13 protein-coding genes are annotated in these 16,326 nt (G+C 73.9%); 6 read left to right on the forward strand and 7 right to left on the reverse strand.

Going from position 1 to position 16,326, the window contains the following annotated elements:
- Positions 1 to 144: 144 nt before the first annotated feature.
- The 3 genes from J2S43_RS13985 to J2S43_RS13995 form a co-directional block, all read right to left on the reverse strand.
- Positions 145 to 810 carry a LuxR C-terminal-related transcriptional regulator gene (locus J2S43_RS13985; RefSeq protein ID WP_306829448.1) on the reverse strand — a complete coding sequence of 222 codons (666 nt, stop codon included), beginning with the start codon at positions 808 to 810 and terminating at the stop codon, positions 145 to 147.
- 183 nt (positions 811 to 993) lie between these two features.
- Entirely contained in the window at positions 994 to 2,568 is a 1,575-nt protein-coding gene (locus J2S43_RS13990) for a GMC oxidoreductase (protein ID WP_306829449.1), read from the reverse strand.
- 10 nt (positions 2,569 to 2,578) lie between these two features.
- On the reverse strand, positions 2,579 to 4,423 hold the full coding sequence (locus J2S43_RS13995; RefSeq protein ID WP_306829450.1) for an alpha-amylase family glycosyl hydrolase: 1,845 nt from the start codon (positions 4,421 to 4,423) through the stop codon (positions 2,579 to 2,581).
- A 129-nt stretch (positions 4,424 to 4,552) separates the two neighbouring features.
- Between J2S43_RS13995 and J2S43_RS14000 the strand changes: the two genes are divergently transcribed.
- The 4 genes from J2S43_RS14000 (at position 4,553) to J2S43_RS14015 (ending at position 9,726) form a co-directional block, all read left to right on the forward strand.
- Positions 4,553 to 7,600: an AfsR/SARP family transcriptional regulator gene (locus J2S43_RS14000; RefSeq protein WP_306829451.1), complete on the forward strand. Its 3,048-nt coding sequence runs from the start codon at positions 4,553 to 4,555 to the stop codon at positions 7,598 to 7,600.
- 109 nt (positions 7,601 to 7,709) lie between these two features.
- The gene (locus J2S43_RS14005; RefSeq protein ID WP_306829452.1) at positions 7,710 to 8,108 is read left to right on the forward strand and encodes a hypothetical protein; all 399 of its coding nucleotides are present in this window, start codon (positions 7,710 to 7,712) and stop codon (positions 8,106 to 8,108) included.
- Positions 8,109 to 8,164: 56 nt separating this feature from the next.
- Positions 8,165 to 8,353 carry a hypothetical protein gene (locus J2S43_RS14010; RefSeq protein ID WP_306829453.1) on the forward strand — a complete coding sequence of 63 codons (189 nt, stop codon included), beginning with the start codon at positions 8,165 to 8,167 and terminating at the stop codon, positions 8,351 to 8,353.
- Positions 8,350 to 9,726, forward strand: a complete 1,377-nt coding sequence (locus J2S43_RS14015; RefSeq protein WP_306829454.1) for a calcium-binding protein — start codon at positions 8,350 to 8,352, stop codon at positions 9,724 to 9,726. Before J2S43_RS14010 ends, J2S43_RS14015 begins: the two co-directional genes overlap by 4 nt.
- Before the next feature lie 47 nt (positions 9,727 to 9,773).
- Here J2S43_RS14015 and J2S43_RS14020 read toward each other — a convergent pair whose 3' ends face one another.
- The 3 genes from J2S43_RS14020 to J2S43_RS14030 all read right to left on the reverse strand — a co-directional run bounded on the left by J2S43_RS14020 (position 9,774) and on the right by J2S43_RS14030 (position 13,574).
- The gene (locus J2S43_RS14020; protein ID WP_306829455.1) at positions 9,774 to 10,412 is read right to left on the reverse strand and encodes a hypothetical protein; all 639 of its coding nucleotides are present in this window, start codon (positions 10,410 to 10,412) and stop codon (positions 9,774 to 9,776) included.
- Positions 10,409 to 10,582 (reverse strand): hypothetical protein, encoded by a 174-nt coding sequence (locus J2S43_RS14025; protein ID WP_306829456.1) that lies wholly within the window; start codon positions 10,580 to 10,582, stop codon positions 10,409 to 10,411. The genes J2S43_RS14020 and J2S43_RS14025 overlap by 4 nt, the downstream gene beginning before the upstream one ends.
- Before the next feature lie 208 nt (positions 10,583 to 10,790).
- The gene (locus J2S43_RS14030) at positions 10,791 to 13,574 is read right to left on the reverse strand and encodes an FAD-binding and (Fe-S)-binding domain-containing protein (RefSeq protein WP_306829457.1); all 2,784 of its coding nucleotides are present in this window, start codon (positions 13,572 to 13,574) and stop codon (positions 10,791 to 10,793) included.
- Positions 13,575 to 13,590: 16 nt separating this feature from the next.
- Here J2S43_RS14030 and J2S43_RS14035 point away from each other — a divergent pair, with 16 nt between their 5' ends.
- Together J2S43_RS14035 and J2S43_RS14040 are read left to right on the forward strand one after the other, a co-directional pair.
- The gene (locus J2S43_RS14035; RefSeq protein WP_306829458.1) at positions 13,591 to 14,259 is read left to right on the forward strand and encodes a GntR family transcriptional regulator; all 669 of its coding nucleotides are present in this window, start codon (positions 13,591 to 13,593) and stop codon (positions 14,257 to 14,259) included.
- 140 nt (positions 14,260 to 14,399) lie between these two features.
- Positions 14,400 to 15,611: a nitric oxide synthase oxygenase gene (locus tag J2S43_RS14040; RefSeq protein ID WP_306829459.1), complete on the forward strand. Its 1,212-nt coding sequence runs from the start codon at positions 14,400 to 14,402 to the stop codon at positions 15,609 to 15,611.
- On the opposite strand, the gene J2S43_RS14045 is transcribed toward J2S43_RS14040, so the two are convergent.
- Positions 15,606 to 16,142, reverse strand: coding sequence for a globin domain-containing protein (locus J2S43_RS14045; protein ID WP_306829460.1), 537 nt, complete (start codon positions 16,140 to 16,142; stop codon positions 15,606 to 15,608). The genes J2S43_RS14040 and J2S43_RS14045 overlap by 6 nt on opposite strands.
- Positions 16,143 to 16,326: the final 184 nt, after the last annotated feature.

A 16,326-nucleotide genomic window follows, 5' to 3' on the forward strand; every position in this document is an offset into this window, starting at 1 on the left:
TCTGCCGTCAGCGTCATCGTGACCGAGGCCGACCTCACCGGCGTATGCGCGGCAGTTGACGGCATGCGGGCCGGTCCTCGCTGAGAGCGACGCCCAAACGCGCGAACATCAGGACAAGGGGGGATATCAGAGTTCGGAAGGGCGTCAGGCCGCCGCACCGGACCGCACCAGCCCGCAGCGGTACGCGGCCGACACCGCCTGCGCGCGGTCGTGCAGGCCGAGCTTGGCCAGCACCCGGCCGAGGTGAGTCTTGACCGTGCATTCCGCCACGTAGAGGCGGCGGGCCACGCCCGCGTTGTCCAGGCCTTGCGCGATCAGGGCCAGCACCTCCCGCTCGCGCGGCGTCAGCCGGTCCAGGTCCGCGCCGGAGGCCGCCACCGCGACCGGCCGGGTGACGAACTCGCGCAGCAGGTCGCCGAGCAGGTCCGCGTCGAGCCAGGCGCCGCCGCGGGCGACCGCGCGGACCGCGCCGAGCAGCACGGCCGGGTCGGTGTCGCTCAGCAGGAAGCCGGACGCGCCGGCGCGCAGGACCCGGTGCGCGACCGGCCGATTGAGGACCGGAGTCAGGATCAGCACGCGGATGCCCTGCCCGGCCAGCGTCGCGGTGGCCGGTTCCGGCGCGGGTAGATCGAGGACCGCCACGCCGGGCCGGTGCCGGCCGGCCGCGCCGATCGCCTCGGTGCCGTCGCACGCCTCGGCGACCACGTCGATGCCGGGCTGCCGGCCGAGCAGTGCGGTCAGGCCGGCCCGCAGCAGCGGTCGCTCGCTCGCGACCAGCACGCGGACCGGTTCGTTCACGTCGGATGTCATGGTGAGGCTCCGCGGACGGGTGCGGCGGCACCGGCCGGCGCCGCCGCACTCCACTGTCCGCACGCCGCTTGGGACGACCTTGCGGCCCGCTTGCACACCCCGCACACACCCGCGACCCAGGCCGCCGGCCCGGCGTACGCGGTCACAGCCCGTCCGTCCGGCCGCCGGCCCGGCGCGCCGCGGTCACAGTCGTCCGGCCAGGCGGCGGGCCAGGGTGAGGCCGGTCAGCATCGGGCCGGCCGAACCGATCGCCGGGAAGATGGAGGTGTCGCACGCGTACGCGTTGGTCAGGTGGTGGAACCGGCCGTCCGGGTTCGTCACGGACGTCGCCGGGTCGTCGCCCATCCACAGCGTGCCGGACTCCCGGTGGCTGACGCCGAGCCCGTTGCGCCACTCGGCGATGCCCGGGCGGTGAACCGGGAACGGCGTGCGGTGCCACCGCCCGTCGTACCGGTAGCGGATCTTCTCCGGATCCGGGACCAGCGCGCGCAGCAGTGCCACCGCGGCCGCGTCCATCGCCCGCCAGGCCGCGGTCTCCGCGGGACCGGCGTGCAGGCTGACGTACGCCCGCGGCTCGCCGTCCGCCGAGTCATGGTCGAGCGTGATCCACGAGCCGCCCGGCGTCCCGGCCCGGGTGTCCCGGTCGCCGCGCGTCTCGCCGACCACCCGCACCCAGGCCGACACCCACTCCGGGTCGGTCTCCGCGCGCAGCCGGTCCAGTTCGTCCAGGTCCGGCACCATCCGGAACAGCCGTTCCTTCTCGGTCGCGCCGGCGAACGCGGTGATCTGCAGATGGAAGCCCGTGACACCGCGGACCAGGACGGTGGCGATGCCGTGCGTCGGCGCGTCCGGCAGCGCGGACCGGTGGATCCGCACCTCGAGGTCGCTGCGCAGCGGCACCATCAGGTTCCGGCCCATCAGCGGGGTCGGGAACGAGTGCAGCGCCAGCCGGGTGCTCTCCACCGCGCCGAGCGCGAGCACGACCGCGCAGGACGGCGGGATCCGCAGCACCTCCCGCCGGGCCGGCCGCACCACCTCGATCGCGGTGACCCGCCCGCCGCCGTGCCGCAGCCGGGTCACGGTCGCCGCCGGCACCACGTGCAGCCGCCGTGCCGCGCGCTCCCGGTCGGCGCGGACCGCGTCCACCAGCACCGGCACGCTGCTGAACTTGTCGAAGCTGAACAGCCCGGACTCCGGCGGCGCGGCCTGCACCGCGAGCGGCGCGTCGGTCACCGCACCGAGCGCGGCCACCCGCGCGGCGGCGTCCCGGAGCAGCGGCAGCAGCAGCGCGTGCATGCCGCCGGAGACGAAGTCCCAGGCCGGTTCGACGCCGGTCTCGCGCTCGGTGAACGCGTACCCCTCCTGGATCGCGAGTGCGGTCTCCTTCGGCCAGTCGAGCAGGTCGCCGTCGGTGAGCCGGGTCAGCCAGCCGCCGGAGTAGAGCGACCGCCCGCCGACGCAGAACGCCTGGCCGGGCGACTCGACGTTGCTTCGCCACGGCCGCCGCCAGACGCCGGCCGGGTCCGGCGTGCCGTCGCGCGGCACCCGCAGGCCGATGTCGCCGACGTTCTGCACGTGCTCGGGCAGGATCACCGGGCCGGCGTCGAGCAGCAGCACCCGGCGGCCCGCGCGGGCGGCCTTCGCGGCGCAGTAGGCGCCGAAGCTGCCGGCCCCGATGATCACCGCGTGGTAGGGCGGGAGGCCCGGCGCGGTCGCATCCGGCCAGGAGGTGCACAGGAACGGGGTGATGACGTCCATCGGCTTCGCCTCAGTCCGCACAGACGAAGACACGAGCCCAGTGCGAGGGTACGGTGACGCCCGCGCGGAAGTCGGTCACCTTCACGTCCGCGTCGTCGAGCAGTTCCTCCCAGCTGCCGTCGTGCGGGAACCGCAGCGTGAGCCGCTGCGCGCTGCCGGAGAAGTTCAGCGCGACCACCACGTGCTCGTCGCCGGCGAGCGGGCTGCCCGGCGGTCGCGCCCCGGTGCGGGCGAAGACGACGAGCCCGCGCGCGGTGTGCACGCCCTGGCCGTTCTCGTCGAACGCGTCGGCCCGCAGGTCGTACGGGAACGGCCGGAACGCGCCACGCCGCAGCGCAGGGTGCGCGGCCCGGAGGTCCGCGAGCCGCCGGTGCAGCGCCCGCAGGCTCCGGCCGATCGCGTCGTCCGCCAATGACCAGTCCAGTGGCCGCGGTACCACCCGCCCGTCGCCGGTCCGGGGCAGGTGGAACTGCTGGCCGAACTCCTCGCCGTTGCGGATCAGCACCGCACCGGCCGTGGTGAAGAGCGCGACCAGCGCCGGCTGCATCCGCCACCACTGCGCGCGCTCGCCGCCGCCGGCCAGTATCGTGCTCTCGTCGTGCGTGGACAGGAACGTGATCGCGCACGCGCCGCCGGCGAACCCCCGATCGGAGTCGAGCGCGCGGACCAGCCGGGTCGGTGGCCGTTCGTCGCGCACCGCGTCCTGCAACTGGTACATCTTCTGGTCGAGCCACATGCCGTCCGCGCCGACGCGGTTCACGTCGTCGATCGCCGCGTACCGGTCGTCGGTCAGGTGCTCGAGGAAGACCGGGACCCGTTCCCGGCCGCTGGCGTCGAGTTCGTCGCGCAGGTCGCGGACGAGCCGGCCCGCGCCGGTGGTCACGTCGCCTGCGCGCATGAACCCGCGGGTGTAGTCGAGCCGGACCCCGTCGAACCGGAACCGGTCGAGCCAGTAGCGGCACACGTCGGCGGCGAACTTCTGCGTGCACCCGTTGCGGTACTGCAGGTCGTCGAAGAACAGTCCGCCCTGGTACGGCCCGAGGTACGGCGAGTCGCCCGGATCGCGGTAGAGCCACCGGTAGCCGAAGCCGCTGCCCGGATCGCCGCCCGCGGAGACGTGGTTGACGACCGCGTCCAGGTAGACCGCGATGTCCCGCTCGTGCGCCGCGTCGATCAGCGCGCCCAACTGGTGCAGCCGGTTCGCCGGCTGCCGCGGGTCCGCCACGAGCTGCTCGTCGACCGCGAAGAAGTGCCGGGTGTCGTACCCCCAGCCGAACGCGGACCCGCCGGGCCGCCCGGTCCACGGCATGAACTGGATCGCATTGGCGCCGAGATCCGCGATGTGGTCGAGCTTGTCGCGCAGCGCGTCGGCCGGCGATCGGTCGCCGCGATACGACGAGGTGGCGTCCAGCGGATTGATCTCGTACATGACGATGTCGGACAGCGGGAGCCGGGTGCGGAGATCGCGAACGCGCAGTGGCGGGCCGCCGATCACGAATCCCGAATTCTCGTCGTTGCGGCCCACGTACTTCGTGCACGGATCGGTCACCCAGCGCTGCGCCCCACCCTCGAACGTGACCAGGTACTTGTACTCGTACCACCCCTCCGGAAGACCGGAGATCGCAAGAACGTAGAGGTGGCCGGAGGGATGATCGGTCCGTTCCAGCCGGGGCGCGGACGCGGCGTCCCACGCCCAGCCGCCCCCGGCGCGCTGGAAGCTCCCCACCACGCGAATGTCACGAATGAAGGAGAAGGCGTCCCCGTCGTACTGCGAGGGATCTCTTCCGGCGTCCGGAATGAACACCCGGAACGTCACGGTGTCGCCCTCGGCCGACGCGCCGAGATTCTGATACACGATCCACCTCCACGGTCCTTCGACAGTGTGAGTCAGTCGCATTCATGATTGCCATCGCGTCATTCGCACAATGCGCTCGCCCGGACACCTCGGGACGAGTGACAATCGGGGCGGGGGAAGGACCGCGTGATGAGCGACGACAGTGACCTGCGGGTGCTCGGCCCACTGGTGATCATCGGGGGCGGCCGCGAGACGGCACCGCCCCGCGGGCACCAGGAACGGCTGTTCGCGGCGCTTCTCGCGTCGGCCGGCCGGCCGGTCCCGGTCGGGTCGCTGGCCCGTGTGCTCTGGCCCGGCCGGCCGCCCCGGGACCCGGCCGCCGCGATCCAGCCCGAGGTCTCCCGGCTGCGACGGCTGCTGGCACCGGCCGGCGCGATCGTGCGCTACGCGTCCGGTTGCTACACGCTCACCGCCCCGCCCGGCCTGGTGGACCTGTGCCGGTTCGAGACGCTGGCCGCGGACGGGCGGCGCGCGCTGCACGACGGCGACCCGGCCCGCGCGGCCACGCTGCTCGGCGACGCGCTCGCGCTGTGGCGCGGCCCCGCCTTCGCCGACCTGGCCGGCGACCCGTTCGACGGTGCCCGGCGCCGCCTCGACGAGCAGCGCCTCGTCGCCCGCGTCGAGCTCGGCGAGGCCCGCCTGGCGCTCGGCCATCACCGCGAGCTGGTGTCCGAGCTGGAGGAACTCACCCACCGGCACCCCCTGCACGAGGCGCTGGCCGGCCAGCTGATCCTCGCGCTCTACCGCTCGGGACGGCAGGCCGAGGCGATGGACGCCTATCACCGGCTCCGGCGGCGGCTCGCGGACGACCTCGGCCAGGACCCCGGGCCGGACCTGGTCGCGCTCTACGCCCGCCTGCTCGGGCAGGACGGCGCGCTGGGCTGGGCCGGGGACGGCGCGCTGGGCTGGGCTGGGGACGGCGCGCTGGGCTGGGCCAGGGACGGCGCGCTGGGCTGGGCCGGGCGCCGCGAGCACCGGGTGTGGAACCTGCCGCCGGCCAACCCGAAGTTCTGCGGCCGTGACCGCGTCCTCGCCGAGCTGACCGAGCTGATCGAACCGACCGGGACCGTGGTGCTGCACGGGATGCCCGGCATCGGCAAGTCGCAACTGGCACTCCGCTACGCGCACGCCGCCGGTCTGCCGGCGGTGTGGTGGTGCCCGGCCGAGACCCCGGACCTGCTGGACGCGTCGCTGGCCGCGCTCGCAGCCGAGCTGGGCGTCGCGGTGGCCGGCGACCTCGACCGGACCCGCGCGGCGCTGCGGCAGGCGCTCGCCGGGCGTACCCGCTGGCTCCTGGTCTTCGACAACGCGGAGGAGCTGGGACACCTGCGGCACTGGCTGCCGGCCACCGCGGAGACCGGCCGGGTGCTGATCACCTCGCGGAACCCGGACTGGGAGGGCTACGCGACACCGCTCGCCGTGCCGGTCTTCGCGCCGGACGAGTCGCGCGGCTTCCTGCTGCGGCACGCGGACGGCGACGCCGGCAGCGCGGACGCGCTCGCCGACCGGCTCGGCAACCTGCCGCTCGCGCTGGAGCAGGCCGCCGCGTTCTGCCGGCGCACCGGCGACAGCCTCGGCAGCTACCTCGGCTTCCTCGGCCGCCCCGGCCAGGACATGCTGTCCCGCGGCCGGACCGGCGACTACGACGGCACGGTGGCGAGCACGCTGCGGATCGCGTTCGCGCGTCTCGCCGGCGACGACCCGCGCGCCGCGGACCTGCTGCGCGCCTGCACGTTCCTGGCCGCCGACAACATCCCGATCCGGGTGCTCGCCGCCGCGGCCCGCGGACCGGACGACCCGCTGCGGATCAGCGAGGCGGTCGGCACGCTCAAGCGGTACTCGCTGGTCGAGCGCCGCGGTGACACCGTGTCCGTGCACCGGCTGGTGCAGGAGCTGATCCGGGCCGGCGTCCGCGAGCCGGTGCGGCGCGACACGCTGACCCGGCTGGCCGGCGCCGGCCGGCTCACCGCACCGCACCTGGCCGCGCTGCTCGGGCACCTGGACGCGGCCGGGCTGTGGCCGGACGGACTCGCGGACGAGGTCTGCCGCGCGGCCCGGCAGCTCGGCGACCGCGGCGCCTACGCCGCCGCCGGCCGGCTGACCAACCAGGCGCTGCGGCTGCTGGAGCGGGCCGGGCAGGACGACCCGGCCGGCCGGGCCGCGCTGCTCAGCGAGCTCGGCGAGGTCCTCGACCAGGCCGGCTGCGATCTGCAGGGCGCGCAGCCGGTGCTTCGCGAGGCACTGTCCATCCTGGAGTCGATGCCCGGCGACACCACGGTCGCGACCGGCCGCACGCTGAGCCGGCTCGCGCACGCGCTGCACTGCGCGGACCTGACCCGCGAGGCGTACGACTGTCACGAGCGGGCGCTGCGGCTGCTGCGGGCCGTACCGGACTCCGCCGACTACGGGCACGCGCTCGCCTCGTTCGGCACCACACTCTGGTGGACCCGGGACCTGGAGCGGTCCCGGCGCGCGTTCACCGAAGCGATCGCGGTGCTGGAGGCCGCGCACGGGCCGGCCGCGCCGGACGTGGCCGTGGCCCGCTCCGGGCTCGGCACCGTGCTCCAGGACCTCGGCGACCTGACCGGCGCGCGCGACCAGCTGGTCCGCGCGGTCGGCGCACTGCGGGCCGCGCACCCGGACGCCGGCGACGCGCATCCGGAGATCGCGCAGACGCTGGACAAGCTCGGCTACCTGCTGCGACTCGCCGGTGACCGGCCGGGCGCGCTCGACTGTCACCGGCGGGCGGTCCGCGCGCTGGAACAGCTCTTCGGCGCGGACGACCCCCGGGTGGCGATGGCGCTGACCAACCGCGGGCTCGACGAACTCGACTGCGGTGACGTCGGGGCCGCGCTGCGGACCCAGGCGCGGGCGGTGGCCGTGTTCGCCGCCGCGTACGGCGCGCGGCACTCCAGCACGCTCATCGCGCGTACCCGGCACGCGGTGGCGTCGCGGATCGCGGGCGACGTGCAGGCCGCGGCGGACGCGCTGCTGACGGTCGCGGCCGACCACCGCGCGACGGTGCACCGCCGGCCCGACCCGGACCTCGGCCGGACGCTGGTGCAGCTCACGCTGGCGCTGCGCGCGGCCGGCCGGGACGCCGAGGCGGCCCGGCGGGAGGCGCTCGCCGAGCTCGGCCCGGACCATCCGGACGCGCGCCTACTCCCAGCGGTGTAGGCGCCCCGGTCCGACCGGCAGCCGACGACGCCATCCCGCCCCGCCGCACAGCATGGGGATGTGCCGGGAGGTCCGGCACATCCCCATCGCCATCGGGAGGCGACACACCATGTCCGGAAACCAGGACGCCGACATCAAGCTGCTGACGATCGTGGACGACGGCACCCAGTTCAGCGCGGACACCCTCACGAACGGGCTGCCGTTCGAGGTGTCGGCCCAGATCGAGATCGGCAAGGACCTGATGCGGGTCGTCACCAAGCACGAGCTGTTCGTGACCATCCACAACGTCACCCAGCAGTCCGTCCTCGTGCCGCAGGTGCGCCTCGACCTGCCGCTCACCGCCCAGGACGGCAACACGCCGTACGTGGGCGAGCTGCGCGCCCGCATCGACACCTGGAAGGCCGAGGAGGGCGACGTCCTGCGCGCCATCGCCACCTACAAGGTCACGGCCGGTGTCTTCCGCGACTTCTCCACCGCGAGCAGTCAGGAGACGGTCGTCCAGGCCTGACCCCGCCGCGCCGGTGCCCTCGACGGGCACCGGCGCCTCCAATGAGGAGGAGAGAGATGTTCTGGACCGTTCTGATCGTGTTCGGCGGCGGGCTGCTGCTGGTCGCGGCGCTGCTCGGCCTCTCCGCGTGGCTCGAGGACACCGGCCTGCGCGGCCTCACCGTCGTCGTCGGCTTCGTCATCACCGTGGTCGTGGCGATCTTCCTCGCGGCCGCCGAGGCCGCCCCCACCTGGATCGGGCGATGAACGCCGCGGCCGCGATCGCGGCGTTCACCCTGCTCCTGCCGCTGCCCGTGGCCGTGCCGGCGTCGGCGTGCGCCGGGCTCACCCCGACCGTCGTCGGCACCCAGAACGGCGAGGTCGTCACCGGCACCGCGGGCGACGACATCATCGACGCGCTCGGCGGCGACGACATCGTGCTGGGCGGCGACGGCAACGACGTCATCTGCGCCGGCGACGGCCACGACCGGCTCCACGGCGACGCCGGCGACGACACGCTCGACGGTGGAGCCGGCGACGACCGGGCCGACGGCGGCGCCGGCGCGGACCGGCTGACCGGTGCGGGCGGCGACGACGCGCTGATCGGCACGCCGGGCGAGTACGACGTCGCCGACTACGCCGGCGCGCCGTTCGGCATCGTCGCGGACCTGGCCACCGGCATCGTCCAGGGCGACGGCACCGACACGATCTCCGGCGTCGAGGTGGTCCGCGGCACGCCGTACGCGGACACGCTGCGCGGCGGGCCGCTCGCCGACGTGCTGCTCGGCCTGGACGGCGACAACCGGATCACCGGAGGTGCCGGTGACGACCAGGTCTCCGGCGGGACCGGCGCGGACGTGATCGACGGCGACGGCGGAGACGACTACCTGAGCGGCTACCTCGGCCACGACCGTCTCTCCGGCGGGCCCGGCGACGACACGATCTACGGTGACGGCGGCGACGACGAGCTGGCCGGTGGCCCCGGTGACGACCTCCTGGCCGCGCAGTCCGGCGACGACCTCGCGGACGGCGGCGACGGCGCCGACGGCCTCTACGGCGAGACCGGCGCCGACGTGCTCAACGGCGGTCCCGGCGACGACTACGTGATCGACGGTGGTCTCGGCGTCGACTGGCTCGACGGCGGCCCGGGCGCCGACCGCATCTACGGTGGCGCGTTCAGCGGCGACGGCGGCGACATCATCTCCGGCGGCGACGGCGACGACGGCATCGACGGCGCGAGCGGCGACGACCGGATCGACGCCGGTCCCGGCCAGGACCGCACGGCCGGCGACACCGGCAACGACCTGATCCTCGGCGGCGCCGGCCACGACGCGCTCTACGGCGGCGACGGCGATGACAGCCTGATCGGCAACGACGGCGACGACGAACTCGACGGCCAGCTCGGCGACGACCGCGCGGACGGCGGCGCCGGCTTCGACGCGCTGCGCGGCGCCGAGGGCGACGACCTGCTCCTCGGCCGCCTCGGCAACGACGTCCTCACCGGCGCGGCCGGCGACGACCGCCTGTTCGGCGACGACGGCGACGACACGCTCGACGGCGGCACCGGCACGGACCGCCTGGCCGGCGGCGCGGGCACCGACGCCTGCACCACCGGCGAACTCATCGACAGCTGCCCGTGACCCTTCGTGGGGGTACGCGTCCGCGCGTACCCCACGACGGTCAAGGCTCAGCGCCCGGCGGCTCGCCGCCCGATCGCCTCGACCCGGGCGAGCGCGCGCCGCGCCTCGTCCACCATGCTCTCCCGCACCGCACCGAAACCACGGTTGTCCGGCCGGGCGTAGATCTCCGCGTAGAACTCCAGGTGCTCCGCGTGATAGCGGCGCAGCACCTCCACCAGCGAACCACCGACGTGCACGATCGGATCCTCCGGTTCCGCGGTGTCCGCGACGCCCCACACGTCCGTGCGGCGTTCCCGCAGCCACGAGAGCCGGTAGCCGATGATGTCGCTCTTCAGCGTGGTCCCGGCCGCCATCAGACTCATCAGCGGTACGAGGTCCGGGTCCCGGGCGAAGAGCCGCCGCTCCGCGTCCCCGAGGATGAGGCTGGCCGAAAGGGCCGGACCACCCCGGCTCGGCGGCACGAGAAGCTGCCACGGCAGATACGTGTAGTTCACGACGAGGCCGACGTCCGCCGGAACCTCGAACACCGCGTGGAACTCCTCCGGGAACTCGACCCCGTAGCAGCCGCGCACGACCTCCCGCGTCCCCAGCCCGGCCGCGTAGAGCCTCCGGGCCAGATCCGCCATCGCGGAATAGTCGCCGCGGGACACGCCGGCCCGCAGCCGGGCGGCCTCCTCGTCGTTCATCGCGGGCCACCCCGGCTCGGCGGAGGATCCCGCATGATGTCATCGAGCAGTCGCTTCAGCGCGATCCACTCGCGGCGCAACTCGTCGCCGGTCATCGTGCGGATCATCTCCCGGGTCACCCGGCCGGCCGCCTCGATCGTCCTGGCGACGTTCGGGCTGGTGTCGCGCATCGCGGGATCCGGATTACGCGTGGCCAGCTCGATGGCCTCGGCGACCGCCGCGTCCAGGGTGGCGAGCCGCGCCCGGATCGGCGGGCTGTCGACGTGCCTTGACCCGGGGTGGCATGGGTCTCCTCACGCCCGCACGATGTTCCTCGCCCGTCCACGCTAGAGGAGTCGCCGACCGGAGCGCCCCGATGAAATCCCTAGGTTTCGTGCCTCAGCGGTCCAGCAGCTGGGCCAGGTGGACGGCCGGGCGGTCGCGCAGGTCGGCGACCTGGGTGCGGCAGGAGAAGCCGTCCGCGAGGACCACCGCGTGCGGGGCGGCGTCCAGCGCGGGCAGCAGGTTCTGCTCCGCGACCGCGACCGAGACCTCGTAGTGGCCGATCTCCACGCCGAAGTTGCCGGCCAGTCCGCAGCAGCCGGCCAGCCGCCGCACCCGGGCGCCGGTCGCGGCGAGCAGGTCCGCGTCGGTCTTCCAGCCGATCACCGCGTGGTGGTGGCAGTGCGGCTGCGCGACGACCTCCACATCGGACAGGTCGGGGGGCGTCCAGCCGGGTGTCTGCGACAACAGTTCCGCGAGCGTGCGCACGGAGCCCGCGACGGCCTCCGCGTCCGCGTCGCCGGGCAGCAGTTCGCGCACGTCGGAGCGGAGGACCGCGGTGCACGACGGCTCGATGCCCACGATCGGCACGCCGGCCCGGGCATCAAGAGCCAATGCCGCCACGGTACGCGTGAGGATCTTCTTCGCCGAGTCCAGCTGGCCGGTGGTGATCCAGGTCAGGCCGCAGCACACCGACCCGGACGGCAGCCGCGGCTCGTAACCGGCGGCGCGCAGCACCCGGACCGTGGCGTCCGCGACCTCGGGCGAGAACGCGTCCGAGAACGAGTCAGCGAACAGGATGACCGGCTTCTTCGCCGTCACCTCGGGCTTGAACGTGCGCCGGAACGGCTTTCGGGCGAACGCGGGCACGGACCGCCGGCCGTCCACCCCGGCCAGCCACAGCGCGAGCTTCCCGACGCCGGGCAGGCGCACGCCGAGGTTCGCCAGCCGCGGCACCCATCCGGCCAGCCGCGCCCAGAACGGCAGCTTGCCCAGCGTGTAGTGCGAGCGTGGCCGCAGGCGGCCCTGATAGGTCTGGTGCAGCACCTCGGACTTGTACGTCGCCATGTCGATGCCGGTCGGGCAGTCCGACGCGCACCCCTTGCAGGACAGGCACAGGTCCATCGCGTCGTGCACGGACGGGTGCGCCCAGTCCAGCTCGCCGCGCACCACCTCCTGCAGCACCCGGGCCCGCCCGCGCGTCGAGTCCTTCTCCTCCCGGGTCGCGAGGTATGACGGGCACATGACGCCACCGGCCGCGGAGTTGTCGGCGCGACACTTACCGACGCCGGTGCACCGGTGCACGGCCTGGCCGAGGTCGCCGTCGTCGTGCGGGTACGCCATGGCGAGCTTCTTCAGCGGGAACCGGCCGGCCGGGCGCACGTCCGCGTCGATCGGGTCCGGGTCGACCAGCACGCCCGGGTTGAGCAGGTTGTCCGGGTCGAACGCGGCCTTGACGCCGGCGAACAGCGCGATCGCGTCCGCGGAGTACATGTGCGGCAGCAGCTCGGACCGGGCCCGCCCGTCGCCGTGCTCGCCGGACAGCGACCCGCCGAACTCGCCGACGAGCTTCGCCGCGTCGGTCAGGAACTCCCGCATGATCTTCGTGCCGCCGGGCTGGTCGAGCGGAAGGTCGAGGCGCACGTGCATGCAGCCGTCGCCGAAGTGCCCGAACGGCGCGGACGTCATGTCGTACGACGCGACCAGCTCGTCGAACCGGGCCAGGTAGGCGCCCAGCTTCGCAGGCGGCACGGCCGCGTCCTCCCAGCCGGGCCAGGCCGGCCGGTCCGAGGGGGCGCGCCCTGCCAGGCCGGCGCCGTCCTCGCGGATGCGCCACAGCCGGGCCTGGGTGGCCGGGTCCGTGAGGACCAGGCTGGACGCTCCGATCCCGTCGGCCGCGAGCCGGCGGGCGCGCGACTCGACCTCGCCGGCGTCGTCACCGGCCAGCTCCACGAACAGCCAGGCGGCACCGGACGGCAGCGGCGGCACCGCGTCCGGGCCGCGACGGGCGCGCAGCACGTCGAGCAGCCGGGAGTCGAGGCCCTCGCACGAGGTCGGGCCGTGCGCGACCACGGCGGGGGAGGCCTCGCCGGCCGCCACGATGTCCGGGAAGCCGAGCACGACCACCATCCGGACCGGCGCGTCGACGACCAGTTTCACGGTCGCCTGGGTGATCACGGCCAGGGTGCCCTCGGAACCGACCAGCGCGCGGGTCAGGTCGAAGCGCTCCGGCAGCAGGTGCTGCACGGCGTAGCCGGAGACCTGCCGGCCGAACCGGTCGAACTCGGTGCGCGCGGTGGCGAGGTGCCGGTTCACGGTGCTTCTGACGTCGGCGATGACCGGGTCGGCGCCGCGGGTGAACGCGCCACTCCCGTCGTACCCCGTGATCAGTTCTTGACCTGAGACCGTGAGAAGTTCGAGGCCGGCCACGTTGTCGGACGTGCGGCCGTAGGCGAGCGACCGCGAGCCGCACGCGTTGTTGCCGATCATGCCGCCGATCGTGCAGCGCGGGTGGGTCGACGGGTCCGGGCCGAAGCGCACGCCGTGCGGCATGGCCGCCTTCTGCAGGACCGCGTGCACGGTGCCGGGCTCGACGACCGCGGTCCGTGCCTCCGGATCGACGCTGAGCACGCGGTTGAGGTGCCGGGAGAAGTCGAGCACGATGCCGCGCCCGACCGCGTTGCCCGCGACGGATGTGCCGGCGCCGCGGCTGGTCAGCGGCGTGCCGGTCTCCCTGGCCACCGCGAGCGCGGCCGCGACCTCGTCGACGTGCCGCGGGCGGACCACGGCCAGCGGCGGAATGCGGTAGAGCGAGGCGTCGGACGCGTACATGCCGAGCGTGCCGGCGTCGGCACGCACCTCGAGCCCGGCCCGCTTCAGCGCCGCCACTACATCAGTCATAAGTAACATGTTACTCGTGCCCCAGCTCAGCCTGCCGCCAGAGGCCCCCACCCTCGCCGACGCCGTCGCCCGCGCGGTCCGCGACGGCGTCGCCGCCGGCCAGCTCGTGCCGGACACCACCTACTCCGTCTACCAGCTCGCCGACCTGCTCGGCGTCTCCCGCAGCCCGGTCCGCGAGGGCCTGCTCCGCCTCGCCGAGGCCGGCCTGATCGAGATCCGCCGCAACCGCGGTTTCCGCGTCCTTCCGCCCCGGGTGGCCGACGTGGAGGAGATCATCGGCATCCGGCTGGCGCTGGAGCCGGACGCGGCGCGCCGGGCCGCGGTCGACGGCACCGACGAGCAGCACGCGGCGGTCCGGTCCGCGCTGGGCGACATGGCCCGCGCGGCCGCGAGCCGCGACGAGGCCGGGTTTTGGGCCGCCGACCGGGTACTGCACGATCTGCTGCTGCGCGCGGCCGGCAAACCGCGCACCGCCGCGATCATCGACGGGCTGCGCTCCACGACCGCGCTGCTCGGCCCGCCCACCACGGCCAGCGGGCGCACGCTCGCGCAGATCCACGCCGAGCACGAGCCCGTGGTGACCGCGGTACTGGCCCGGGACGGCGACGCCGCGTTCACCGCTATGCACGCCCACCTGCGGGCGACCGGCGCGCTGCTGGTGCAGAATCTGCGCGGGAGTGCGTAACGTCTCCGAAATGGCCTTTCGCCCACGTCGCACGTGGTTCGGGCGGTCTGGTGTGACCCCGTCCGCTTGACGGTAATGTGTCGGAAATTTACGATCCTCATCGCTCTTAACACGATCTAGTGCGAGACGGTGGGACAAACGTGGGTACACCCGGCTATCGGGACCATCCCGTTCCTGACTGGGATCCGGACGCGCCGACGGACGTGGGGGAGGCCGAGGAGTTCCTCCGGCAGTACCACGCCGAGAACCCCGGCTCGGGCGACGTGACGGACCGGCTGGACGGGGTCCGTGCCGAGATCGCGGCGACCGGCACGTACGAGCACACGCTGGAAGAGGTCACCTACGGCGCGAAGCTGGCCTGGCGCAACGCCAGCCGCTGCATCGGCCGCCTCTACTGGCGCAGCCTGCACGTGCTGGACCGGCGCTCGGCCCGCACGCCGCACGAGATCTACGCCGGGCTGGTGCGGCACCTGGAGATAGCCAGCGGCACGGACGTGCGCCCGGGCGCCCGGGCGGTCCGGCAGGGCGCGATCCGCCCGGTGCTCAGCGTGTTCGCCCCGGCGCGGCCCGGCCGGCCGTACGCCCGGGTCTGGAACGACCAGCTCATCCGGTACGCCGGCTACCGCATGCCGGACGGGACGACGCTCGGCGACCCGGCGCAGGCCGACTTCACCGAGTCGATGGAGTTGCTCGGCTGGAAGGGCGAGCAGACGCCGTTCGACGTGCTCCCGCTGGTGATCGACACCCCGGAGCACGGCCTGCACATGTACGACCTGCCGGACAACGTGGTGCTGGAGGTCCCGCTCGTCCACCCGGACCACGGCTGGTTCGCCGAGCTGGGCCTGCGCTGGTACGCGGTGCCCGCCATCGCCAACCAGCGGCTGCGGATCGGTGGCGTCGACTACCCGCTGGCCCCGTTCAACGGCTGGTACATGGGCACCGAGATAGGCGCTCGCAACCTGGCCGACACGGACAGGTACGACCTGCTGCCGGTGGTCGCGCAGCGGCTCGGCCTGGACATGAGCTCGGAGGCCACGCTGTGGCGCGACCGGGCGCTGGTGGAGCTCAACCGGGCCGTGCTGCACTCCTACGAGCGAGCCGGTGTGAAGATCAGCGACCATCACACCGAGGCCGCCCGGTTCCTCGAGCACGTGCGCCGCGAGGAGCGGGCCGGCCGCGAGGTGCCGGCCGACTGGAGCTGGATCGTGCCGCCCATGTCCGGCGCGGCCACGCCGGTCTTCCACCGCTACTACCACGAGGCCGATCAGCGCCCCAACTTCTACCTCGACGAGGACGCGCGGCTGCTCGCCCGGTACGGACACGTCCGGGCGAGCACGCCGCCACGTTCATGACCGCCGGTGCCCGGCCTGGCTCAGCATGTGCGCGGCCATCCAGTCGTAGACCCAGATCCACGCCGCGCTGGTCGACGAGGTCCAGTCGTCCGAGACGTCGCCGACCGCCCGGACCAGCGCATGCCCCACGTACGGATAGTGTTCGGGCAGGACGCCGAGGCGGTCGGCATGATGCGCGCCGAGCCGGTGCAGCGATCGCTCCATCTGCACCGCGTAGCGGTCCGGCTCCGTCAGCGCGCGGATGCCGTCCAGCAGCGCGCGGCACAGCTTCTCGTTCTGCGCCGTCATGTCGTCGGGGAACATCGCCCGCACGCCCGGCGCCAGCGCGAAAAGATGCCGGTAGAACGCCTCCGCCAGCGCGACCGGCCGGTCCGCGACCGACGCGGCCGTCCTCTGCACGATCTGCATGGCCTCGGCGTCCGGCCGGGGATGGTTTCCGGGAGCACCGGCCGGCGCCCGGCTGACATTCGCCGGATGGACGGCTCGCGTGCTGCGGCCCATGCCTCCGGATGCGGCTCCGTAATCGATCACCGATGCACTATAACGTCCACTCTCGATAGGTTGTGCGGCTGTACATGGTTTTTGTCCGAAACGCCGTTCCACCAGGAGTTTCAGGCGTGTTACCGCGTGGCGCCACGCCCACATCGGATCGCGGGGACCGTCCTGCACCCGCGGCTGACGTCGCCTCCCGGCTCGGAAACGCGTGGTTCGCCGA

It is taken from the genome of Catenuloplanes nepalensis (assembly GCF_030811575.1).
Classification (GTDB): Bacteria; Actinomycetota; Actinomycetes; order Mycobacteriales; family Micromonosporaceae; genus Catenuloplanes; species Catenuloplanes nepalensis.